This is a genomic window from Phreatobacter sp. (genome assembly GCF_030691135.1).
In the GTDB taxonomy this organism is placed as follows: Bacteria; Pseudomonadota; Alphaproteobacteria; order Rhizobiales; family Phreatobacteraceae; genus Phreatobacter.
On sequence record NZ_JAUYFA010000037.1, the window covers coordinates 59022 to 81044 of the forward strand.

20 protein-coding genes and 1 pseudogene are annotated in these 22023 nt (G+C 67.1%); 10 read left to right on the top strand and 11 right to left on the bottom strand.

Annotated elements, in window-relative coordinates; all coding sequences use genetic code 11:
* Window positions 1-80: 80 nt before the first annotated feature.
* The 4 genes from mnmG to Q8O26_RS06025 all read left to right on the top strand — a co-directional run bounded on the left by mnmG (window position 81) and on the right by Q8O26_RS06025 (window position 4376).
* Window positions 81-1946, top strand: coding sequence for a tRNA uridine-5-carboxymethylaminomethyl(34) synthesis enzyme MnmG (mnmG, locus tag Q8O26_RS06010; RefSeq protein WP_305574473.1), 1866 nt, complete (start codon window positions 81-83; stop codon window positions 1944-1946).
* Between the two features lie 5 nt (window positions 1947-1951).
* Window positions 1952-2590 carry a 16S rRNA (guanine(527)-N(7))-methyltransferase RsmG gene (gene rsmG, locus Q8O26_RS06015; RefSeq protein WP_305574630.1) on the top strand — a complete coding sequence of 213 codons (639 nt, stop codon included), beginning with the start codon at window positions 1952-1954 and terminating at the stop codon, window positions 2588-2590.
* Window positions 2591-2613: 23 nt separating this feature from the next.
* Window positions 2614-3426 carry a ParA family protein gene (locus tag Q8O26_RS06020; RefSeq protein WP_305574475.1) on the top strand — a complete coding sequence of 271 codons (813 nt, stop codon included), beginning with the start codon at window positions 2614-2616 and terminating at the stop codon, window positions 3424-3426.
* A 74-nt stretch (window positions 3427-3500) separates the two neighbouring features.
* Complete coding sequence (locus Q8O26_RS06025; RefSeq protein WP_305574477.1) at window positions 3501-4376, top strand: ParB/RepB/Spo0J family partition protein; 876 nt, start codon at window positions 3501-3503, stop codon at window positions 4374-4376.
* A gap of 18 nt (window positions 4377-4394) precedes the next feature.
* Here the strand turns inward: Q8O26_RS06025 and holA are convergent, their stop codons facing one another.
* From holA to leuS, 3 genes are read right to left on the bottom strand one after another with little or no spacing between them, the layout of a single operon-like run.
* Window positions 4395-5429 carry a DNA polymerase III subunit delta gene (holA, locus tag Q8O26_RS06030; RefSeq protein WP_305574479.1) on the bottom strand — a complete coding sequence of 345 codons (1035 nt, stop codon included), beginning with the start codon at window positions 5427-5429 and terminating at the stop codon, window positions 4395-4397.
* Window positions 5430-5433: 4 nt separating this feature from the next.
* Entirely contained in the window at window positions 5434-5976 is a 543-nt protein-coding gene (locus Q8O26_RS06035; protein ID WP_305574481.1) for a hypothetical protein, read from the bottom strand.
* Window positions 5963-8590 carry a leucine--tRNA ligase gene (gene leuS, locus Q8O26_RS06040; RefSeq protein ID WP_305574483.1) on the bottom strand — a complete coding sequence of 876 codons (2628 nt, stop codon included), beginning with the start codon at window positions 8588-8590 and terminating at the stop codon, window positions 5963-5965. The genes Q8O26_RS06035 and leuS overlap by 14 nt, the downstream gene beginning before the upstream one ends.
* 150 nt (window positions 8591-8740) lie before the next feature.
* On the opposite strand from leuS, the gene Q8O26_RS06045 reads away from it, so the two are divergent.
* From Q8O26_RS06045 to Q8O26_RS06055, 3 genes are all read left to right on the top strand, one after another.
* Window positions 8741-9412 (top strand): YggS family pyridoxal phosphate-dependent enzyme, encoded by a 672-nt coding sequence (locus Q8O26_RS06045; protein WP_305574485.1) that lies wholly within the window; start codon window positions 8741-8743, stop codon window positions 9410-9412.
* 165 nt (window positions 9413-9577) lie between these two features.
* A complete protein-coding gene (locus Q8O26_RS06050) occupies window positions 9578-10393 on the top strand; it encodes an IclR family transcriptional regulator (protein ID WP_305574487.1) in 816 nt (271 codons plus the stop codon).
* Between the two features lie 122 nt (window positions 10394-10515).
* Window positions 10516-11613 carry an alkene reductase gene (locus Q8O26_RS06055; RefSeq protein ID WP_305574489.1) on the top strand — a complete coding sequence of 366 codons (1098 nt, stop codon included), beginning with the start codon at window positions 10516-10518 and terminating at the stop codon, window positions 11611-11613.
* 441 nt (window positions 11614-12054) lie between these two features.
* Here the strand turns inward: Q8O26_RS06055 and Q8O26_RS06060 are convergent.
* The 8 genes and pseudogenes from Q8O26_RS06060 to Q8O26_RS06095 all read right to left on the bottom strand — a co-directional run.
* Window positions 12055-12345: pseudogene (locus Q8O26_RS06060) on the bottom strand (transposase); the annotation flags it as partial.
* 75 nt (window positions 12346-12420) lie between these two features.
* The gene (locus Q8O26_RS06065; protein ID WP_305574491.1) at window positions 12421-13311 is read right to left on the bottom strand and encodes a polysaccharide deacetylase; all 891 of its coding nucleotides are present in this window, start codon (window positions 13309-13311) and stop codon (window positions 12421-12423) included.
* A gap of 3 nt (window positions 13312-13314) precedes the next feature.
* Window positions 13315-14328 (bottom strand): ABC transporter ATP-binding protein, encoded by a 1014-nt coding sequence (locus tag Q8O26_RS06070; protein WP_305574493.1) that lies wholly within the window; start codon window positions 14326-14328, stop codon window positions 13315-13317.
* The gene (locus tag Q8O26_RS06075; RefSeq protein WP_305574495.1) at window positions 14325-15299 is read right to left on the bottom strand and encodes an ABC transporter ATP-binding protein; all 975 of its coding nucleotides are present in this window, start codon (window positions 15297-15299) and stop codon (window positions 14325-14327) included. The genes Q8O26_RS06070 and Q8O26_RS06075 overlap by 4 nt, the downstream gene beginning before the upstream one ends.
* Window positions 15296-16174, bottom strand: a complete 879-nt coding sequence (locus Q8O26_RS06080; RefSeq protein WP_305574497.1) for an ABC transporter permease — start codon at window positions 16172-16174, stop codon at window positions 15296-15298. Before Q8O26_RS06080 ends, Q8O26_RS06075 begins: the two co-directional genes overlap by 4 nt.
* Complete coding sequence (locus tag Q8O26_RS06085; protein ID WP_305574499.1) at window positions 16171-17145, bottom strand: ABC transporter permease; 975 nt, start codon at window positions 17143-17145, stop codon at window positions 16171-16173. The genes Q8O26_RS06080 and Q8O26_RS06085 overlap by 4 nt, the downstream gene beginning before the upstream one ends.
* 3 nt (window positions 17146-17148) lie before the next feature.
* Window positions 17149-17850, bottom strand: coding sequence for a creatininase family protein (locus tag Q8O26_RS06090; RefSeq protein ID WP_305574500.1), 702 nt, complete (start codon window positions 17848-17850; stop codon window positions 17149-17151).
* A 7-nt stretch (window positions 17851-17857) separates the two neighbouring features.
* Window positions 17858-18391, bottom strand: coding sequence for a MarR family winged helix-turn-helix transcriptional regulator (locus tag Q8O26_RS06095; protein ID WP_305574502.1), 534 nt, complete (start codon window positions 18389-18391; stop codon window positions 17858-17860).
* Between the two features lie 144 nt (window positions 18392-18535).
* Here Q8O26_RS06095 and Q8O26_RS06100 point away from each other — a divergent pair, with 144 nt between their 5' ends.
* The 3 genes from Q8O26_RS06100 to Q8O26_RS06110 are packed head-to-tail and all read left to right on the top strand — an operon-like array spanning window position 18536 to window position 21956.
* On the top strand, window positions 18536-20131 hold the full coding sequence (locus Q8O26_RS06100; protein WP_305574504.1) for an ABC transporter substrate-binding protein: 1596 nt from the start codon (window positions 18536-18538) through the stop codon (window positions 20129-20131).
* Window positions 20132-20187: 56 nt separating this feature from the next.
* Window positions 20188-21216 carry a ketopantoate reductase family protein gene (locus Q8O26_RS06105; RefSeq protein WP_305574506.1) on the top strand — a complete coding sequence of 343 codons (1029 nt, stop codon included), beginning with the start codon at window positions 20188-20190 and terminating at the stop codon, window positions 21214-21216.
* The gene (locus Q8O26_RS06110; protein WP_305574508.1) at window positions 21201-21956 is read left to right on the top strand and encodes an SDR family NAD(P)-dependent oxidoreductase; all 756 of its coding nucleotides are present in this window, start codon (window positions 21201-21203) and stop codon (window positions 21954-21956) included. The genes Q8O26_RS06105 and Q8O26_RS06110 overlap by 16 nt, the downstream gene beginning before the upstream one ends.
* Window positions 21957-22023 lie beyond the last annotated feature (67 nt).

A 22023-nucleotide genomic window follows, 5' to 3' on the forward strand; every position in this document is an offset into this window, starting at 1 on the left:
CTCCCGGAACACTTCGTCGCTTTCGATGGCGATTGCCGTGACGGGAGCGCGCCGGTAAAGACGAAGCAGGAACAGGAACGATGGATCAGCGCTTCGACGTCGTGGTGATTGGTGGCGGGCATGCGGGCTGCGAGGCGGCTGCGGCATCGGCGCGTCTCGGCGCACGCACTGCGCTCGTTACCCAGCGCTTCGAGACGATCGGCGCGATGTCCTGCAATCCAGCGATCGGCGGGCTCGGCAAGGGCCACCTCGTCCGGGAGATCGATGCGCTCGACGGCTTGATGGGGCGCGTTGCCGATGCGGCCGGCATCCAGTTCCGGGTTCTCAACCGCCGAAAGGGGCCGGCTGTCCGCGGGCCGCGGACCCAGGCGGATCGCCAGCTCTATGCGGCTGCCATGCAGCGCGAGCTCAAGGCGCAGCCGGGCCTGGCCATCATTCTCGGCGAGGCGAGTGAACTGGTCGTCTCAGAAGGGCGCGCCACGGGCCTCGTTCTGGCGTCCGGCGAAAGGCTCGATGCGGGAGCCGTGGTCATCACCACCGGAACCTTTCTGCGGGGCGTCATTCATCTGGGCGAGCGGCAGTGGTCCGCAGGGCGGGAGGGTGATGCCGCGAGCGTCGGTCTCGCAAGCAGTCTGGCAGCGACCGGCTTTGCGATGGGACGCCTGAAGACCGGCACGCCGGCGAGGCTGGATGGCCAGACGATCGACTGGGCTGCGGTCGAGATGCAGCAGGCCGATTCGGAGCCGGAACCTTTTTCGACCCTGACGGATCGCATCACGACACCGCAGATCGCCTGCGGCATCACCCGGACGACGCCGGAGACCCATGCCATCGTGCGCGACAACCTCGCGCGTTCCGCCATGTACTCCGGGCGGATCGAGGGGGTAGGGCCGCGCTACTGCCCGTCGATCGAGGACAAGATCATTCGATTCGGCGATCGCGACGGCCATCAGATCTTCCTCGAACCCGAGGGGCTGAACGACAGCACGGTTTATCCGAACGGCCTGTCGACATCGCTGCCCGAGGATGTCCAGGAGGCGTTCCTGCGGTCCATTCCCGGGCTGGAGAAGGTCGTCGTCAAGCGCTTCGGCTATGCCATCGAGTATGACCATGTCGATCCGCGGGAGCTGGAGCCGACGCTGGAGACCCGCCGTGTTTCAGGGCTTTTTCTGGCCGGCCAGATCAATGGAACGACGGGCTATGAGGAGGCCGCGGCGCAGGGCCTGCTCGCCGGGCTCAATGCCGCCCTGCGGGCCGGCGGTAGCACCGGAGTCGTGATCGGGCGCCACGAGGGCTATACCGGTGTGATGATCGACGACCTCACGAGTCGCGGTATTACCGAGCCCTACCGGATGTTCACCTCCCGCGCAGAGTTTCGCCTGGCGCTGAGAGCGGACAATGCCGACCAGCGCCTGACCCCGATGGGAATGGCCCTCGGCTGTGTCGGCCAGAGGCGGTCGATTCGCTTCCGTGACAAGACCGAGGCTCTTGCTGGCGTTCATGCACGGTTGGCGGAGCTGACGCTCACTCCGAGCCAGGGCGCGCTTGCCGGCCTCTCGATCAATCAGGATGGCATTAGGCGCTCGGGCTTCGAACTGCTGTCGCGGCCGGATATCGACTGGGCGACGCTCTGTCGTCTCTGGCCCGCCCTGAACGATGTGCCTCAGGGCATCGCGGTGCAGGTCGAGATCGATGCTCATTACTCGGTCTATCTCGACCGCCAGCAGGCGGAGATCGACGCCCATCGGCGCGACGAAAACCTCGCGCTTCCGGAGGAGTTCGACCTCGAAGGCCTTCCGGGGCTTTCCAACGAGATCCGCGCCAAGATCCAGACCTACAGGCCGCGGACGCTCGGCCAGGCGGCACGGATGGATGGCATGACGCCGGCTGCCTTGACGCTGATCGCTGTCTGGGCGCGACGGGCCGGCGCGAGGACGGCCGCGTGACCGACATCGATTCGGCCCTGGCTGCGGCCGACCTCGCGGGCGTGCCTGTTTCACGTGAAACGGCCGAAGCGCTCGCCCTCTATGTCGCCCTGCTCAGGCGCTGGAACCCGTCGAAGAACCTCGTCTCGGCCGCAACGCTGGATTCGGTCTGGACGCGGCACGTCGCCGACAGCCTGCAATTGTTGCGCTTCGCGCCGGATGCCCGTCGCTGGGCCGATCTCGGCTCCGGCGGCGGCTTGCCGGCGCTGGTGATCGCGGCGCTCCTGAAAGGGCGCGACGGGGCGGTCATGCACTGCATCGAGAGCAAGCTCGGCAAGGCGGCCTTCCTGCAGGAGGCGGCGCGGCAGATGCAGGTTCCCGTCCGGGTCTGGGCCAAGCGCATCGAGGACGTCGTGGGTCGCGAGCCGCTGGATGTCGAAGTCGTGACGGCCCGGGCCCTGGCACCACTCGGCGAACTCCTGCGACTTGCCAATCCCCTGTTGAAAACCGGTGCCGTTGGAATCTTTCCCAAGGGGCAAGATGTAGTGTCTGAATTGACGGAAGCCTCTAAATGTTGGAGGTTCATGCATACATCGACACCGAGTGTGACGGAGTCTCGCGGCCGAATCCTGATGGTCAGCGAGGTTTCCGAAGTCACCGGATGAACTCCAGAAATCGGACGTGACCCATGTCGCTCCTGCCCCCCTCATCCTCCTCCATGGCGCCCCGCGTGCTGGCGCTCGCCAACCAGAAGGGCGGCGTCGGCAAGACGACCACCGCCATCAATCTGGGGACGGCGCTGGCGGCGATCGGTGAGCGCGTGCTCATCCTGGATCTCGACCCGCAGGGAAACGCCTCCACGGGGCTGGGGATTGATCGCCGCGCCCGCAGCAAGTCTACCTACAGCGTTCTCGTCGGGGATCATTCTCTCACCGAAACGATCCAGGAGACCTCTGTTCCGCGGCTGTCGATTTCACCCTCGACGATGGATCTCTCCGGCGTCGAACTGGAGATTGCCAGCGCCAAGGATCGGGCCTACCGGCTGCGCCGTGCGGTAGAGAGCCTCGGCAGCGAATACAGTTATGTGCTGATCGACTGCCCGCCGTCGCTCAACCTGCTGACGATCAATGCGATGACGGCCGCCGATGCCATCCTCGTGCCGCTGCAGTGCGAGTTCTTCGCGCTCGAGGGGCTGTCGCAACTGATCAAGACGGTCGAGCAGGTGAAGACCACCCTCAATCCCGGCCTGACGATCCACGGCATCGTCCTGACCATGTATGACGCGCGCAACAACCTCTCGGCCCAGGTGGTCGACGACGTGCGCCAGTTCATGGGCGACAAGGTCTACCAGACCATCATTCCGCGAAATGTCCGGGTTTCCGAGGCGCCGAGCTACGGCAAGCCGGTCCTGCTCTACGATCTCAAATGCGTGGGGAGCCAGGCCTATCTGCGCCTCGCCTCCGAGATCATCCAGCGTGAGCGCGTGCTGCGGGCGGCCTGACCATGGATTCGATTCGCCCGCGTTTCGATTTGCCTGCCGACGTCGTTACGCTGGCGTCCCGAAGGAGACAAGACATGGCTGAGGATGCCAACCGGTCGCGGCTGGGACGGGGCCTTGCCGCCCTGATCGGCGATGTCGGCGAGGAGACCGCGGCGGTCGACCGGATCCGCGCGACGCGCAAGGTGCCGATTTCCTTCATTCGCCCCAATCCGCGCAATCCGCGCCGGATGTTCCGAGAGGAGGATCTGCAGGAGCTGGCCGACTCTATTCGCGAGCGCGGCATCATCCAGCCGATCGTCGTGCGGACAGTCGCGGGCGCCGTCGACGCCTATGAGATCGTCGCTGGCGAGCGGCGCTGGCGGGCGGCGCAGCGTGCCGAACTGCACGAGGTGCCGATCCATCTTGTCGAGGTCGGCGACCGTGAGGCTCTTGAGCTCGCCATCATCGAGAACGTGCAGCGCGCCGACCTCAATCCGCTGGAAGAGGCCCTCGGCTACAACGAGCTGATCGAGCAGTTCGGCTACAGCCAGACCGATCTGGCCAAGATCATCGGCAAGAGCCGCAGCCATGTCGCCAATACCCTGCGCCTGATGAAGCTGCCCGAGAACGTGCAGGGCATGCTGCGCGAGGGGCAACTGACTGCCGGCCACGCCCGGGCGCTGCTGGCCGTGGACGACCCCGGCAAGGTCGCCTCGCAGATCATCGACCAGGGGCTCAATGTCCGGCAGGTCGAGGCATTGACTCAGGAGCAGTCGGAGAAGGCCGGCCGGCCGCCCAAGCAGCGGGAGCGCCTCGAGAAGGACGCGGACACCAGGGCGCTGGAAAAGACGCTGTCCGACGCGCTGGGGATGATCGTCAGCATCGACCACCGCGGATCGGGCGGCGAGTTGCGCGTCCGCTACCGCTCGCTCGAGCAGCTCGAGGACATCTGCCGGCGGCTGCAAGGCTGATCGTCGGGTGGCTGCGCGTCAGCCGCGGGCACCCTGGCGCGCTGCCGTCGCGATGGACATCAGGAGGCGTCCGGCGAGTGTCGGGGCGATCGCGGCGCGGGCACGCGTCTCGAAGCCGGCTTCAGCGAGCCTGACGACGATCCGGTGCAGCTTCTCGGCCGTCCACAGGCCGATCTGCCTTTCGACGGAGAGCTTGCGCCGGAAAAAGACCGGCGGCTCGAACCGTTCCACAGCGGTTCGGGCAGGCGTGCCGCTTTCCACCGCCAGACGAGCCTTGTGAAGGCTGAGCGCGTGTCGTGTCGTGGCCGAAATAATCTGCGCAACCGCTATGCCGGCGCCGTCGGCGCGCAGCAGCAGGCGATCGAGTTCGTCCGGCTGGCCACCGAGCGCCGCATCGACGATGGCGTCGACCCCCAGCGTGAGGCTTTCTCCGGCGACGGCCTCGATATCCGCGACCGTGATGGTGCCCTGGCCGTGGCAATAGAGGCAGATCTTGCGGATTTCGGCGCGTGAAGCGGCGCGGTCGCCGCCGATGATCTGGGTGAGGAGCGTCACCGCGGCCGTTTCGACCTGAAGGCCGGCCTGGCGTGCCTCCTCGACGACCAGCCGCTTGAGATCGGCTTCGCCATCGGCATAGCAAGGAATGACAGCGGCGGCGCCGGAGCGTTCCGCATCGGTCCGCAGCGGCGCCGTCTTCTTGAGATCGCCGGCCTCGACGAGAATGGTGGCGCCTTCCGGCGGGGACGCGAGCAACGGTGCCACGGCGGCGGCGATCGGCTTCTCGCCGGCCCTGACCCAGATGAGCCGCCGTCCGCCGAACATCGACAGCGTGCCGGCCTCGTCGGCGAGCCGCGCCGGGTCGCTGGCGAGGATGTCGCCGTCGAGCCGGGTGACGGAGAAGGGATCGTCGAGGTCGGGCGCGATCTTGCCGGCGATGGCGCGGGCGCGCTCGGAAACGAGTCCGACGTCGGGGCCATAGACCAGGATAATGGGGCGCCGCGGGTCTGGTCCGGCGATGAACCGATCGATGTCGGTGCCCTTGAGGATCGTCACGCCGTCATCTCGGGCGGGTCGCGTACCAGCCGGCGACCTGGGTGACGATGTTCTCGGCGAGCGCCTTGGTCGCGCGCTCCTGCGCCTCGATGACGGCACGGTCTGAGGCGAGACGCTGGGCGGTGCGATCGAAGGAGGCGGAGGCGAAGGCCGAGCCGCGATGGATGACCTGCGCGTCGCCGACCGCCGTGATCGTATAGAAGCCGAACATGGTGACGGACTGGGCTGACGGCCGTCCGGCGGCGGTGTTGAGCGCCAGAGGCACGGTGTCGACGCCGACGGCGACACGCAGCACATGGGTCGGCGAGGCGGCGCGGCCGCCGCCACCCTGCGTCAGATATATGAGCTCGTTGCGCAGGATGACGCCGCTGCGACCGGGAATCTCGGGAATGTCGAGATCGCGCAGCGCCGCCTGGGCGTTGCGGCCGCCGGTGACCACTGCCGGGTCGCCGTAGAGCGGCGCGAAGCATCCCGCCAGCGCGGCGGAACAGGCGCAGACCGCGACGAGGCGGCTCAGGCGAGCGAACGAGGTGTCAACCCACGACATTCACGATCCTCTGAGGCACGACGATGATCTTTTTCACGGGCCGACCTTCCAGCGCCTTGCGAACGGCGTCGAGAGCGATCGCAGCGGTCTCGATATCCTTTTGGGCCGCCTCGCGCGCGATCGTCAAGTCCGCTCGCTTCTTGCCGTTGACCTGAACCGGCAATGTGATCGTGTCCTCGACGAGAATGGCCCGGTCGACCACCGGCCAGGGCTCCTCGGCCACCAGACCCTGATGGCCGAGCGCCGACCAGCATTCTTCAGCCAGATGCGGCATCATCGGGGCGACCAGGCGCACGAGGATGCCACCCGCCTCGGCGAGGGCAGCCGCCATGTCCGGCGCCGGAACACCGCCACGCAGGGCGTCGAGCGTCTTCGCCAGGGCATTGGCGAGCGTGTAGACGTGGGCGACGCAGCGGTTGAAGGCGAGTCGCTCGACGTCGGCCTCGACCGCCGCCAGGGCCTGATGCGCAGCCCGCCGGACGGCGGTCGCTTCCTCGCCGTGCGAGGCCGTCGCCGTCGCCGCCGCCGAGGCCGTCTGCTCGGCGATTTCGCCGACGATCCGCCAGAGCCGCTGGACGAAGCGGCTGGCGCCCTCGACTCCGGCCTCGGTCCAGATCACGTCGCGCTCGGGGGGCGAATCCGACAGCATGAACCAGCGGGCGGTGTCGGCGCCGTAGGTGTCGATGATGTCGTCGGGATCGACGACGTTCTTCTTCGACTTCGACATCTTCTCGATGGAGCCGATTTCCACCGGCTGGTTCGAGCCCTTGAGCACAGCCAGGCGCTGGTCGCCCTCGCCGGAGATCGTGATCTCAGCCGGCGTCACATAGGTCCCGTCCGGGATGCGATAGGTTTCGTGGACCACCATCCCTTGGGTGAACAGGCCGCGGAACGGCTCGTCGAGGCCGGCATGGCCCGTCGCCTTCATGGCCCGGGTGAAGAAGCGCGAATAGAGCAGGTGCAGGATCGCGTGCTCGATGCCGCCGATATACTGGTCCACAGGCAGCCAGGCATCAACCACGGCCGGATCGGTCGGGCTTTCGGTGCGCCAGGGATCGGTGAAACGGGCGAAATACCAGGACGAATCGACGAAAGTATCCATCGTGTCCGTCTCGCGGCGGGCGGGCTTGCCGCAGGACGGGCAGGCGACGTGCTTCCAGGTCGGATGCCGGTCGAGCGGGTTGCCCGGCATGGAGAAGTCGGCATCGTCGGGCAGGATGACGGGCAGCTGGTCGTCCGGCACGGGCACCGCACCGCAATCGTCGCAATGGATGACCGGGATCGGGCAGCCCCAGTAGCGCTGGCGAGAAATCAGCCAGTCGCGCAGGCGGAAATTGACCTTGCGCGCTGCGGCGGGGGCATGGCCGAGAATGGTTTTCTCGAGGCGGGCTGCAACCTCCGCAAAGGCCGCCTCGGTCGTCAACCCGTCGAGGAAGCGCGAGTTGATCATGACGCCGTCGCCGTCATAAGCGGTGTCGGTGACGGTGAAATCGGAACCGGCATCGGCCGGTTTCACCACCGTCTGGAAAGCCAGGCCGTATTTGTTGGCGAATTCGATGTCGCGCTGGTCGCCGGAGGGGCAGCCGAAGATGGCGCCCGTTCCATAGTCCATCAGGATGAAGTTGGCGACGTAGACCGGCACTTCCCACGTGGGATCGAAGGGATGGATCGCCTTGATACCGGTGTCGAAGCCGAGTTTCTCCGCCGTCTCCAGCGTCGCCACCGAGGTCCCCATGCGGCGGCACTCGTCGGAGAAAGCCGCCAGATCCGGATTGGTTTCGGCGGCGGCCCGCGCCAGCGGGTGATCGGGCGCGATCGCCATGAAGGCGGCGCCGAACAGGGTGTCCGGCCGCGTCGTATAGATCTCGAGGTCGGCATGGCCGGCGGGCGCGGTACCGTTCGTCAGGGCCCAGCGGATCATCAGGCCCTCGGACCGGCCAATCCAGTTCTTCTGCATCAGCCGGACCTTTTCAGGCCAGCGGTCGAGGCCGTCCAGCGCCGTCAGCAGGTCGTCGGAATAGTCGGTGATCTTGAGGAACCACTGGGTCAGGTCGCGCTGCTCGACCAGTGCCCCGGAGCGCCAGCCGCGGCCATCAATGACCTGCTCGTTGGCCAGCACGGTCTGGTCGACGGGATCCCAGTTGACCTTGGCCGAGCGACGCTCGACGAGGCCGGCGCGCATGAAATCGGCGAAGAGCTTCTGCTGGTGGCGGTAGTAGGAAGGATCGCAGGTGGCGAGTTCGCGCGACCAGTCGAGCGACAGGCCCATGCTCTTCAGCTGCGCCTTCATGGTGGCAATATTGGCGTAGGTCCATTCCTTCGGGTGGACCTTGGAAGCCATTGCGGCGTTCTCGGCCGGCAGGCCGAAGGCGTCCCAGCCCATGGGATGGAGCACGTTGAAGCCGCGGGCGCGCTTGTAGCGGGCCACCACGTCCCCCATCGTGTAGTTGCGGACATGGCCCATATGGATGCGCCCGGACGGGTAGGGGAACATCTCGAGGACGTAGTATTTCGGCCGCGGATCGTCGTTCTTCGTCTCGAAGATGGCCTTCTCGTCCCAGACCGCGCGCCATTTCGGCTCGGCGGTGCGGGCATTGTAGCGTTCGGTCGACATGATGGGCGGCGGGTCCGGACAACGGGGCAAAAGCGAGCGCGGACAACACACGAAAGGGCCCGGCCGGTCAAGGATTTGGCGCATATGGGGGCCTTGCTGGTCGTCTGACGCGGCGCGTGGTAGCTCGAACGCCGCCCAAGGAGCCCAGCCATGTCCGACGCCGTATCCCGTCTTGCCGAGGTGAAGGCCGCCATCGCCGCCGCGACGGCTGATGCGAAGCGCCCGGACGGATCGGTGACGCTCGTCGCGGTGTCAAAGACCTTCCCGGTCGAGGCGATCGAGCCGGTTCTGGCCGCTGGCCATCGCGTCTTCGGCGAGAACTATGTGCAGGACGCCAAGGGAAAGTGGCCGGAGCTGCGCGCGCGCTATCCCGACGCCCAAGTCCACATGATCGGGCCGCTGCAGTCGAACAAGGCGAGGGAAGCTGTCGCCCTCTTCGACGTGATCGAGACCCTCGACCGTCCGTCTCTGGCGAAGGAACTGGCGAAGGAGATCGAGAAGGCAAGCGGCACGCGGCGTCCGCGCTTTCTCGTCCAGGTCAATACCGGGGCCGAGCCGCAGAAGGGCGGCGTGCTGCCGGACGAGGCCGATGCCTTCATCGCGGCTTGCAGAAATCAGTATGGGCTCGATGTCGAAGGCGTCATGTGCATCCCCCCGGCAGACGAGCCCCCAGCGCCCCATTTCGCACTGCTGACGACCATCGCGCGCCGCAACGGGCTCTCCACCGTGTCCATGGGCATGAGCGCCGACTATCCCGTCGCCATCGCCATGGGCGCGACCCATGTGCGTGTCGGCAGCGCCATTTTCGGGGCGCGCGGCTGATCGTCAGCCGGTGCCGATGGCAACGGCGCCCTTGCTCAGGAATGGAGGAAGGGCGGCCACGCATGGCCGCTGCCCAGACGCCTCACGGCCCTTTGCATGTGTATCGGCGGTCGATACAACCGTTCCGAAAGAGCCCGTCGGCGGGCATTGTGAGGGTTCCGTATCGTGTCGACGCAGCAGGGTTTCGAGCGCCGCTATCAGGCGCCAGAGCGCGAACCGATCATCGAGGTCGACGAGCGCCTGTTCCTCAAATCCGCGGCGCGATCATTCTATGTGCTGGAGGCCTTTGCGCGCAGCCCGCGCCCGCTGTCGCTGGCGGAGGTCGCCAAGGGTGCCAAGATTTCCAAAAGCGCCGCCCAGCGTGTCGTCCAGACGCTGCTCGTCCTCGGGTATCTTGAGCGCTCGCCGACCGGGACGGGTGTCATTCCGGGCCGGCGCATCCTCGACCGGTCCTTCGATTATCTCCGGTCGAATCCCCTGATCGAACGGGCGACGCCGATCCTCACCGAGTTGCGCAAGACCTGTGGCGAGCGCGTCGACCTGAGCCTCTTCGACGATGTGACGATCCTCTACGCGATCCGCCTGCAGAGCAAACGGGAGACCTTCTACGCGACCCTGTCGGGCCGCCGCATGCCGACCTTCGCCACCGCCGGCGGCCGGGCGATGCTGGCCTGCCTCGACGACCGCCATGCCGATGACATCGTCCGGCGGTCGAAGCTTGCGCCACTGACACCGAAGACCCTCGTCGATCCCGCGCTGATCCGCCAGCGCGTCGAGGAAGCCAGGCGGGACGGCTATGCCTATGTGCTGGAGGAAAGCCTGCTGGGCGAGATCGTCGTCGCCGCCGCGGTGATCAAGGAGCGTAACATGCCCGTCGGCGCCATCCACATTGCGGGATCGCTGGCCGACTGGTCCGCAGAGGATTTCCGCAAGCGCTTCGCGCCGCTTGCCATCGAGGCGGCCCGTGCCCTGTCGGGGTGAAGACACCCCGAAGTGATCTCCGGGCCGGGCGGCCCGCCTTGCTGCAGTGCGGCAGAGCCCCCAAGTCGCTCAGACCCCTTTCCCGCGGATGCCAGAGCCGCCCCTTTCAGCAGGAGATGACCATGAGCCAGGATTCCGGTCCGTTGTTCCAGCCCTTCACCCTCGGCGACCTGACGCTTCCCAACCGCATCGTCATGGCGCCGCTGACCCGCAACCGCGCCACGCCGGGAACCGACGCGGCCAATGCGATGACCGCGACCTATTACCGGCAGCGCGCCACGGCCGGCCTGATCATCTCCGAGGGCACCCAGGTCTCGCCGCAGGGCCAGGGCTATCTGCAGACCCCCGGCCTCTACAGCGATGCGCAGGTCGCCGGCTGGAAGACCGTCACCGACGCAGTCCACGCCGCCGGCGGGCGCATGTTCGCCCAGATCTGGCATGTCGGCCGCGTCTCGCACGAATCGCTGCTCAACGGCGGCGCGCCCGTGGCGCCCTCCGCCGTTGCGGCCAAGTCGAAGACCTATATCGCGGGCGGGTTCGCCGACGTCTCGGCCCCGCGCGCCCTGGCGCTCGCGGAGATCCCCGGCGTCGTCGCCGAGTATGCCGATGCCGCCGTCAATGCGCGCAAGGCCGGGTTCGACGGCGTCGAGATCCACGGCGCCAACGGCTATCTCATCGACCAGTTCCTGAAGGACGGCGCCAACCAGCGCCAGGACGCCTATGGCGGTTCGGCGGAGAACCGGGTGCGGTTCGGCCTCGAAGTGGTCGACGCCATCCTCAAGGTCTTCCCGAAGACCCGCCTCGGCATCCGGCTGTCGCCGGTCAGCCCGGCCAACGACACCGTCACCTCCGATCCGGCCGAGGTCTTCGGCCTCTTCGTGGCGGAGCTCTCGAAGCGCGGCATCGCCTTCATTCATGTCGTGGAGGGTGCGACGGGCGGTCCGCGCGACAACGTGCCCTTCGACTGGGTGGCGCTGCGCAAGTCCTTCTCGGGCGCCTATATCGCCAACAACGGCTATACGCGCGACATGGCCATCGACGCCGTCCGTGACGGGCGGGCCGACCTCGTCGCCTTCGGAAAGGCCTTCATCGCCAATCCGGACCTGGTGGAGCGTCTGCGCCTCGACGCACCGCTGAACGAACTCGACAAGACGACGCTCTATGGCGGCGACGCGAAGGGCTATACCGACTATCCCGCGCTGGCCGAAGCTGCGGAGTGACGACCCGGGACGGGGCGGCGCGAAGCCGCTCCGTCGCTGCAAAAGCCGAATGGGAGGTCTGGCGGTCCCGAAGCCCGCCAGATTAGCCGATCTAGTAATGTCCAGGTCGATCATCCAGATCGAAATTCGGCCTATTCCCCATAGACCTACCGAAACGACTCTCTCAGCCTGATCCTGTCGAAGTCCACCAATCGCGACTGCCAATTGGGGCAGCCGTTAGGGCAGCGATTAGGACAGGTTGGAGGAGGCGTAAGAGTCGAGCGCTTCATAAATTGAGTGACCGCTTTGTTGAGAAAGTGAGCGAGCCGAAGCACCACGGCGATGAAGGTGGCCTCTATCCATCTGTCCGGCTTGCGGGCATGCAGGGCCTGCTCCAGCGCGTCGAGCACGACACCCGCCGTCTGCGTACGGCTGACCCGCCAGCCAACGTTGCGCCTGGGCGAAATACGCGCTCGCCTTGCGCAGGATCTCGTTCGCCTGGCGCAGCTCGTGGACCTCGCGCTCCAGCGCCTTCAGCTTCTCCGTGACATCAGAGGGAACGCCAGCGCGCTTCCCGCCATCAACCTCCGCCCGCTTGACCCATTCCAGCAGTGTGTGGGTCGAGCAGCCGATCTTTGCGGCAATCGAGGCGCAGGCAACCCAGCGCGAGGAATGCTCGCCCTCCTGGTCCAGCACCAGCCGAACCGCTCGCTCGCGCACCTCAGGTGAAAACTTGTTCGTCGTCTTGCTCATGATGGCTCATCCTTCTCAGGAGTTGAGCCCTCCGGCAAACCCAGTGCGGTTCAGTTCAGGGATCGGCCGCGTGCCTCAGCGACCGGCTGTGGGCCCTGTAGCGCAATGGCGCGCGACAGCAGCGTGGGTGGCGAACCAGCAGCCGCCGCGGGCCTTCATGTGCCGGATCAGTTCCTCGACGATGAAGATGCGGGATCGGTAGCCGATGACGTGGGGATGCATGGTGAGGAGAAACAGGCCGCCTTCCTCATGCGCGCGGTCGAATTCACGGATGAAGATGTCGAGAACAGCGGGCGGCGGCGTATGCGGCCGCAGGCCTTTGAACCGGTCCATGTTGAAATAGGGGGCGTCGTCCCGGATCCACTCGACAGGCAGTTCGACGATGCCCGTGGGCACGCCGTCCTCGACCAGTTCATAGGGATCGTCGTCGGCCATCAGCGAGGAATCGTAGATCAGGCCGAGTTCGCGCTGGATCTTCAGGGTCGAGGGTGAAAAGTCCCAGGACGGCGTCCGCATCCCGACGGCACGGATGCCGGTGATTTTCTCGAGCTGGTCCGCGGCGCGAAAATGCAGGTCGCGCTCGACCGCCTCCGGCAGGACGGAGTTGAGCTCGTGGATCCATCCGTGGAGACCGATCTCGTGACCCTCGGCAATGACCCGGCGCTGTTCGTCGGGATGAAGCAGGGCCGCGACCGCCGGCACGAAGAAGGTGGCGGGCACCGATTCGCGACCGAGCACGGAGAGGATGCGGGGGATGCCCCGGCGCGCACCATACTGCCCCCAGGACATCCGCCCGATGGAGTTGCCGCCGTCACGCAGTTCGTTGGTCTCGTGGTCGGAATCGAAAGAGAGTGCGACCGCGCAGCGGGCGCCGCCGGGCCAGCTGGCAGGCTTCAGCGACCGTCCGGCGCGCACATGTTCGACGCGACCGCGCCATTCCGCCTCGTCCCATTGCCACGGTTCCATGGGTCACGTCCTGTCGTCGATCAGCGGGTGGTGGCAGGCCGCGCGCCGTCCATCGGCGAGGTCGCGGAGATCGGGGGCCTCGCTGCGGCATCGCGCGTCAGCGGCAGGGCATCGCAGGTGAAAGTGGCAGCCGGGCGGCGGCGCGAGCGGCGAGGGCAGTTCGCCGCTGATCGGCCGGAAGCTGACGAGGTCGTCGCCCGTCGTCACGAGCTTGGGCACGCTGTCGAGCAGGGCGCGGGTATAGTGATGGGCGGGGCGGGTGTAGATGTCCTCCGTCCGGCCGAGCTCGACGATGCGCCCGAGATACATGATCGCCACCCGGTCGCAGATGTGCCGGATCACCCCGAGGTCATGGCTGATGAACAGCATGGTGAGGTTCAGTTCGCGCCGCAGCTTCAGGAACAGGTTGATGATCTGGGCCTGGATGGACACGTCGAGCGAGGCGACGGGCTCGTCGCAGACGAGAATGTCGGGCTGCATGGCGAGGGCCCGCGCGATGGCGATCCGCTGGCGCTGGCCGCCGGAGAACTGATGCGGAAAGCGGTCCGCGGCATCGGCCGGCAGGCCGACCGCCGAGAGCCAGCGGGCGACCTCGGCGCGGGCCTCGGCGCGTCGGATCAGGCCGTGGGCGATGGGCCCCTCGGCGATCGTCGCTCCGATGCGAAAGCGCGGGTCGAGCGAGCCGAACGGATCCTGGAAGATCATCTGCACGCGCGTCGTCGTCTTCACCCGGCGGCGTGAGCCCCCCATCACCGGCTCGCCGTGGATGAAGGCCTCGCCGTCGCTCGGCGGGTGGATTCCCGCAATGACGCGGCCGAGGGTCGACTTGCCACAGCCGGATTCGCCGACAAGGCCGAGGACCTCGCCGGGGGCGATGTCGAGGCTGACACGGTCGACCGCGTGGACCGTGCGGTTCTCGACATAGGCCCCGAAAAGCCCGGCGATCCGCTCGCCGATGGAGGGGGTCGGCGCGAAGCGGCGGGAGACGTTGCGGACCTCGACAATCGCGGGGCTCATGAGGTCGGCTCCGCATGCGGATGATGGCATCGCCAGCGGCGATCGCCCGCGACCGTCGGCGCCGGCTCGGCGTCGCAGGCCCCGTCTGCCCGCAGGCAACGCGGCGCGAAAGCACAGCCCGGCGGCAGCGCCAGCATCGAGGGGGGCGCGCCGGGGATCTGCATCAGGTCCTTGCCGGCAACGGCCTTGGCCGGGAGCGAGTCGAGCAATCCCCGCGCATAGGGGTGACCCGGCGCCGACAGCACCTGGCGGATCGGTCCTTCCTCGATCACCCGGCCCGCATACATGACGATGATGCGGGAAGCGAGGGATGAGACCGTCGCAAGGTCATGGCTGATCCAGATCAGCGCCGTCCCGGTATCGCGTGCCAGAGCCCGCATTTCCGTGAGAATCTGTGCCTGGACGGAGACGTCGAGAGCGGTCGTCGGCTCGTCGCAGATGATCAGCTTCGGCCGGTTGAGCAGGGCCGTCGCAATGGCGACGCGCTGGCGCATGCCGCCGGAGAACTGATGGGGATAGGCGTCGAGCCGGCGCGCGGCATCGGGGATGCCGACCAGGGTCAGAACCTCCGCCACGCGGGCCCGTGCCGCCGCGGCGCTGACAGTCTCGTGGGCGTGGATGGCGAGGGCCATCTGGTCGCCGATGCGCAGGACGGGGTTGAGCGTCGCCGCCGGGTCCTGGAAGACCATGGCGATCTCCCGGCCGCGCATGGCGCGCAGGTCGCGGGCGGGCAGGCCGACCAGCTCGCATCCCGCCAGCCTGACCGAGCCGCCGGTGATCCGCCCGGGCGGGTCGATCAGGCCGAGGATCGAAAAACCCGTGACGCTCTTGCCCGAGCCGGATTCGCCGACGAGGCCGAGGATTTCGCCGGCCTCGACATGGAAGCTGACCTCGCGCACCGCCCGCACGATGCCGGCCCGCGTCGGAAACTCGGTGGTCAGGCCCTCGACGACGAGTAGCGGCCCGCTCATCGCCGGAGCCGCGGGTTGAGCTGGTCACGCACCTGGTCGCCGACGAGATTGATGGAGGCGATGAGCACGATCAGGGCGATGCCGGGATAGATCGAGATCCAGTAGCGTCCCGACAAAAGGTACTGGAAGCCATTGGCTATCAGCATGCCGAGCGACGGCTCGCTGACGGGCAGGCCGAGACCGAGGAAGGAGAGCGTGGCTTCCAGGGCGATCGAATTGGCCACCTGAACCGTGGCGACGACGATCAGCGGCGGCATGCAGTTCGGCAGGATATGCCGGAGCACGACGACGTGCGGCTTGAGCGGCGTGGACAGGGCCGCCTCGACATAGTCCTTCGAGCGCTCGGTCGCGGCGGCGCCATGGGCGGTCCGCGCGAAATAGGCATATTGGGCCGTCACCAGCGCGGCCACGAGCTGCCACTTGCCCTGGCCGAGCACGGCGGCGAGGACCAGGGCGAGAAGGATGGCGGGAAAGGACAGTTGCAGGTCGATGAAGCGCATGATGAGCGCCTCGATGCGGCCGCCGAGATAGGCGGCGAAAGTGCCTAGCGTGACGCCCAGCGAGAAGGCGATGATCCCGGCCGACAGACCGATCTCGATGGAGACGCGCAGCCCGTAGAGGATCGCCGAAAGGACATCACGCCCCTGGCCGTCGGTGCCGAGCCAGTGGGTGATGCCCGTGCGGGGGCTGACGAAGCCGGGCGGCCGACGGGCGTCGGCCAGGCGCAGGCCGGCCATGTCATAGGGGTTCTGCGGGGTGATCCACGGCGCCACCAGCGACAGCACGACGATGGTGGCGACGATGGCGAGCGCGACCACCGCAACGCGGTTGACGCGAAACTCGCTCCAGAATTGTGCGACGGGGCCCGCGATCATGACGCGGCTCGCAGCCGGAGGCGCGGGTCGAGCGCCACATAGACGATGTCGATGGTGAGGTTGACGAGGATGAAGAAGAAGGCGACCAGCATGAGGTAGGCGACCATGACCGGCCGGTCGAGCGTGTTGATGGAATCGATGATGAGTTTTCCGACCCCCGGCCAGGAGAAGATCGTCTCCGTGACCACGGCGAAGGCGAGCGTGGAGCCGAATTCCAGCCCGAAGACCGTGACGATTGGAATGGCGATCAGGCGCAGGACATGGCGGCGCAGGATCGTCGCCTCGCTCTCCCCGGCAGCGCGCGCGAATTTGACGGTATCGGTCAGCATGATCTCGCGGGTGCCGGCGCGGGCGAGCCGCACCATCATGGCGAACTTGAACAGGGCCAGATTGAGCGCCGGAAGGAACAAATGCTGCCAGCCATTGGCGGTCAAGACGCTCCACGAGATGCCGAAGAGTTCCCGCGTCTCGCCGCGGCTGCCGGCGGGCAGGATGCCGAACTGCACCGCGAAAATGAAGATCAGGACGAGGCCGATCCAGAAGGTCGGCACCGAGAAGCCGAGGATGGAGATGCCCATGATGGCGCGGGCAGCCAGGCTGTCAGGCTTGTAGCCGGCATACATGCCGAGCGGCACGCCGACGAGCGTCGCACCGACGACGGCCACGAGGGTCAACTCCAGCGTCGCCGGGAGCCGCGACAGGATCAGCGGCAGGACCGGCGACCCGAAGACGAAGGACCTGCCGAAGTCGCCCTGGACGAGCCGGCCGACGAAGTCGAGATATTGTTTCCACAGCGGCTGGTCGAGACCGTAGGTGCGGATCGCCTCCTCGCGGATCTGCTGGGTGGCATCGGGTGAGATCAGGACGTCAATCGGGTTGCCCACCGCATAGACGCCGCAGAAGACCAGCACCGAGATGATCATCATCACGACGACGGCCTGCAGCAGGCGCTGGATGATGAAGCCGAGCATGGATCAGGCCCAGCCTTCGGCGATGACGGCGCGCGTTTCGTCCACTGCAATGTCCCAGATGGCCAGCATCTCCGCGTCGGACCGCTGATAGAGGCCGCCGTAATTGCCGTCGCCGAGCATGGCCTTCTTGGCGCCGGGATCGAGCTGCTGGAACCGCCCGAGGTCGAGCATCGGCTTCTGATGGGACGGCGCCGCGACGTCCGGAAGCCGCGTCCAGGGGAAATTCTCCATCCAGGAGGCGTGGGAAGCGACGGGATCGATCGCTTGCACTTTGGCGAAGGTCTTCGGCGCGTTCCACCAATTGTGCCATTTCACCTGGCAGCCGCGGTTGCGGTCGAGCCATTCGAGGATGGCCCCGTGGGCGGGCGAGTTGCCGCCGTGCCCGTTGACGAGGGTGATGTGGCGGAAGCCGGACCGCACCATTCCGTCGAGCACGTCGACGAGAATGGCGCAGAGCGTCGACAGGCGCAGCGTCACGGTCCCCGGATAGTCGACGAAGCTCGGCGTGAAGCCGTAGTTCACCACCGGAAAGACCGGGATGGCGAGCGGTGCGGCAGCCTCCAGCGCGACGCGTTCCGCCAGGATCGAATCGACGCAGAGGCTCAGGCCGGCGTGCTGCTCGGTCGACCCGACCGGCAGCACCGCGCGCAGGTCGCGTTGCGCCTGCGCCTCCACCTGCATCCAGTTCGTCTCGGCGATCCGCATGGCGTCCTCACTCCCCCTTGTCGCCCGCATGGAACATGCCGAGCACGACCTTCGCCATCAGCATGGACAGTTGCTCGCGCTCGATCAGCGAGAGCGGCTCGAGCATCTCCTCCTCGAGCGCGACGAAACGCGGCATGGCCTCGGCCAGGAGGTCCTGGCCGGCCGGCGTGAGATGCAGCGGCTGGGCCCGGCGATCGGTGGCGTCGGCCCCGCGCCGGACCACGCCGCGCTTGGCGAGAACGCCGACGGCGCGGCTCAGCGTGTTTTTCGGGAAGGCGGTGGAGGAGGCGATCTCCGAGGCGGTGACGCCGTCCGTGATGCCGAGGCTGTAAAGGATGACGAATTCCGGCCGCGACAGGCCGAAGCGCTCCTCGACCCAGCCATAGAGCGGCTGGTTGTAGCGAAGAGCCAGGTAGTTGAACCGCGCCGCGAAACCGCAGGGATTCTTCCACAGGCGCGCATGGGTGAAGGCGTCGAGACGCCGCTGGGGGCTCGCGACTTCCGGCTCGGCAACGCGCGGGGAGGCAATAGATGGTTCCAAAGAGAACTTCCTTGATCCGAAGCCTGATTATATCGGCCGGAAATGGTTCCACAAGGGATTGACTAGGAGGTGTGCACGCCATTTGAATGGGCGGTGACGGGTGGTGCCCGCCACCGGATCCGGTATCCCGACCAGGAGGTTCCCATGCGTATTCTCAGACGTTCCCTGATGCTCGGCCTGCTGGGCGTCGCCACCATGCTGCCCGGCACGGCGCCGTCCGCCCATGCCCAGATCCTCACCATCGGTGTGCGCGGCGGCCCCGATTCGATCGATCCGCATTTCACGGCGACCGGCACCCATGCGGAAGCCCTGAAACATGTCTTCGACACGCTGGTCTGGTCCGGCCGTGGGCTGGAACTGGAACCGCGCCTGGCCGAGAGCTGGCGCGTCGTCGACGCCACCACCTGGGAATTCAAGCTGCGCCGCGGCGTCAAGTTTCACGACGGGTCGGATTTCACCGCCGAAGACGTGAAGTTCTCCATCGAGCGGATTCCGGTGGTCTCCGGCCCCAATCCGACGACCATCTATGTCCGGCGCGTCAAGGAGACGCGCATCATCGATTCCCACACGATCCACGTCGTCACCGACGGGCCGGCGCCGAACCTGCCGAACGACTTCATCCGGCTCTTCATCGTCTCGTCCAAGGCGGCGGCAGGTCTGACGCGCGAGACCGCGAACGAGGCCTTCAATTCCGGCCGGGCGGCCATCGGTACAGGTCCTTATCGCTACGTCTCCTGGCAGCCGCGCGGCGAGCTCGTGCTCGCCCGGTTCGACGGCTACTGGGGCCCCAAGGAGCCGTGGGAGCGCCATGTCCGCCGCGAGATTCCGAATGATGCGGCGCGCGTCGCGCAGTTGCGTGCCGGCCAGCTCGATCTCATCACCCGTGTCCCGGCCTCCGACGTTGCCACCCTGCGCCGTGACAACCGCCTGACGGTTCAGACCGTCGACACGGTCTATGTCTTCAACGTCGAGCTGGACATGCGTGAGCGGGCAAACGGCATCACTGCCAAGGACGGCTCCGCACTGGCGGCCAATCCCTTCCGCGACCTGAGGGTTCGCCAGGCCATCGATCTGGCGATCGACCGCACGGCGCTCGCCGAGGTTGCCATGGAAGGGCTGGGCAAGCCGGTCAACCAGATGGTGACGCCGACCATTTTCGGGTTCAACGCCGCCCTTCCGGCCTTGCGCCATGATCCGGCCGAGGCCAGGCGCCTGCTGACGGCGGCCGGCTTTCCCAACGGCTTCCGCATCCCCTTCGCCTTCACCAACGACCGCCTTCCGGGTGACCGCGATGTCGGTACGGCGATCGCCCAGATGCTCGCGGCCATCGGCATCGAAGCCCAGCCGAACGGCATGCCGGCGGCGGTCTTCTTCCCGGCGCGGACCCGTGGCGAACATTCCATGTCGATGTCCGGCTGGGGCACGCTGACCGGCGAGGCGCATTACACCCTGTCCTCCCTCGTCCATTCGAACGATCGCGAACGCCGCATGGGTGCCTTCAACGTCCTCGGCTATGCCAATCCCCAGATGGACAAGCTGCTGCAGGACGCGGCCATCGAGATGGACGAGGCGAAGCGGCGCAAGCTCCTGGAAGATGCCAATGCGCTGGTTTCTGCCGACAAGCAGCGGTTGCCGATCGTCGCCGTCTCCTCGGCCTGGGCCATGAACAAGGCCAGGCTGACGCTGTCGCCGCGGGTCGACGAGGACACGCTCGCCATGGACATCCGCCCGGCGCGATGACGCCATGCGGCGGCGGCCCCCGGGTCGCCGCCGTCCCTCGCATGAAGGACAGGCCGATGGCCGAGAGACCCATCCTGATCTGGGGTGCCGGCGCGATCGGCGGGACGCTCGGCGCCTATTGGGCGCGTGCCGGTCTGCCGGTGGTGCTGGTCGATCAGGTCGCCGAGCATGTCGAGGCCTGCCGCACCCGCGGCCTGCATGTTTCCGGCCCCATCGAGGACTTCACTCAGGTGGTGCCGGCGCTGACGCCGGACGAGGTCACAGGCACCTATGACATCGTCGTTCTGGCCGTGAAGGCGCAGGCGACGGAGACGGCCCTGCACCAGCTTTCGCCTCATCTCGCCGCCGACGGCTACGTGCTCTCCGCCCAGAACGGTCTCAATGAACTCGCCATCGCCGCTGCGGTGGGCGCCGATCGCACCATGGGCTGCTTCGTCAATTTCGGCGCCGACTGGCATGGTCCCGGCGAGATCCTCTTCGGCAACCGCGCCGCGGTGGTTGTCGGCGAGATCGACGGCACGGTGCGCGAGCGGACGCGGGCGATGCATGCCAAGCTCGCCCTCTTCGAGCCGGGTGCGGTGCTGACCGATAATGTCTGGGGCTATCTGTGGGGCAAGCTCGCCTATGGCGCGATGCTCTTCGCCACCGCCCTGACCAACGATTCGATGACGGAGAACTTCGCCGATCCGCGCCGGACCACCGTCTTCGAACGCCTCGGCCGCGAGGTCATGGCGGTTGCGAAAGCGCGTGGCGTGGTGCCCATCGGCTTCAACGGCTTCGATCCCGCGGCTTTCGCTCCGGGAGCCTCGGCCGAGGGGGCAAGGGCCTCCATCGCGGCGCTTGCCGAATTCAACCGGCATACCGCCAAGACCCATTCCGGCATCTGGCGGGACCTGGCAGTGCGCAAGCGCCGCACCGAAGTGGATCCGCAGATCGGGGTGATCGCCAGGCTCGGCGCGGAAGCTGGCGTCGAGACGCCGGCCATTGCCAAGCTGGTGGAACTCATCCACGCCATCGAGGACGGTGTCCGCCCTATGGACATGGCGACCTTCCAGGACCTGATCGACACATGCACATCGACCTGACCGGCCGCGTCGCCCTCGTTACCGGGGCCGCACAGGGCATCGGCAAGGCCATCGCCCTGGCACTGCGCGCGTCGGGAGCCACCGTCGTGGTCGCCGATCTCGACGGCGATGGGCTCGGCAGCTTCGCCGCGGCCGAGGGCTTTGCCGCGCGCACGATCGACGTATCCGACCGTGCCGCGGCCCATATGGCAGTGACGGACGTGGTTGCCGCCCAGGGGCGCATCGATATCCTCGTCAATGCCGCTGGCGGCGTGCGCGGACAGGTCGGCCGCCCGATCGCCGCGGTGTCAGAGGACGAGTGGCGGGTGCTGTTCGAGGCCAATGTCGACGGTGCCTTCTGGCTGGCGCAGGCCGTCAGCGGGCCGATGGGGAAGGCTGGCCATGGTCGCATCGTCAACATCGCATCGGGTGCGGGCCTGCGTCCAAGCCTGACCGGCATCCAGGCCTATACGGCGGCGAAACATGCGCTGGTCGGCCTGACCAAGCAGCTCAGCCAGGACCTCGGGCCATCCGGCATCACCTGCAATGCGGTCGCGCCGGGCTTCGTGCTCTCCAATCCGGCGACGGAACGGCAATGGAACGCCTATGGCCCCGACGGCCAGAAACGGCTGGTGGAATCCATCCATGTCCGTCGCCTCGGCACGGCCGCGGATATTGCCCATGCCGTGCTGTTCCTGGTCAGCGATCAGGCCGGCTGGATCAGCGGCCAGATCCTGTCAGTGGACGGTGGTCGCTCCTGAAACGCGGGACCACCGTCATCGGGCGCCTTGCCGATGACCTGCCTCGGGCTGGCCATCCGCGATCCAT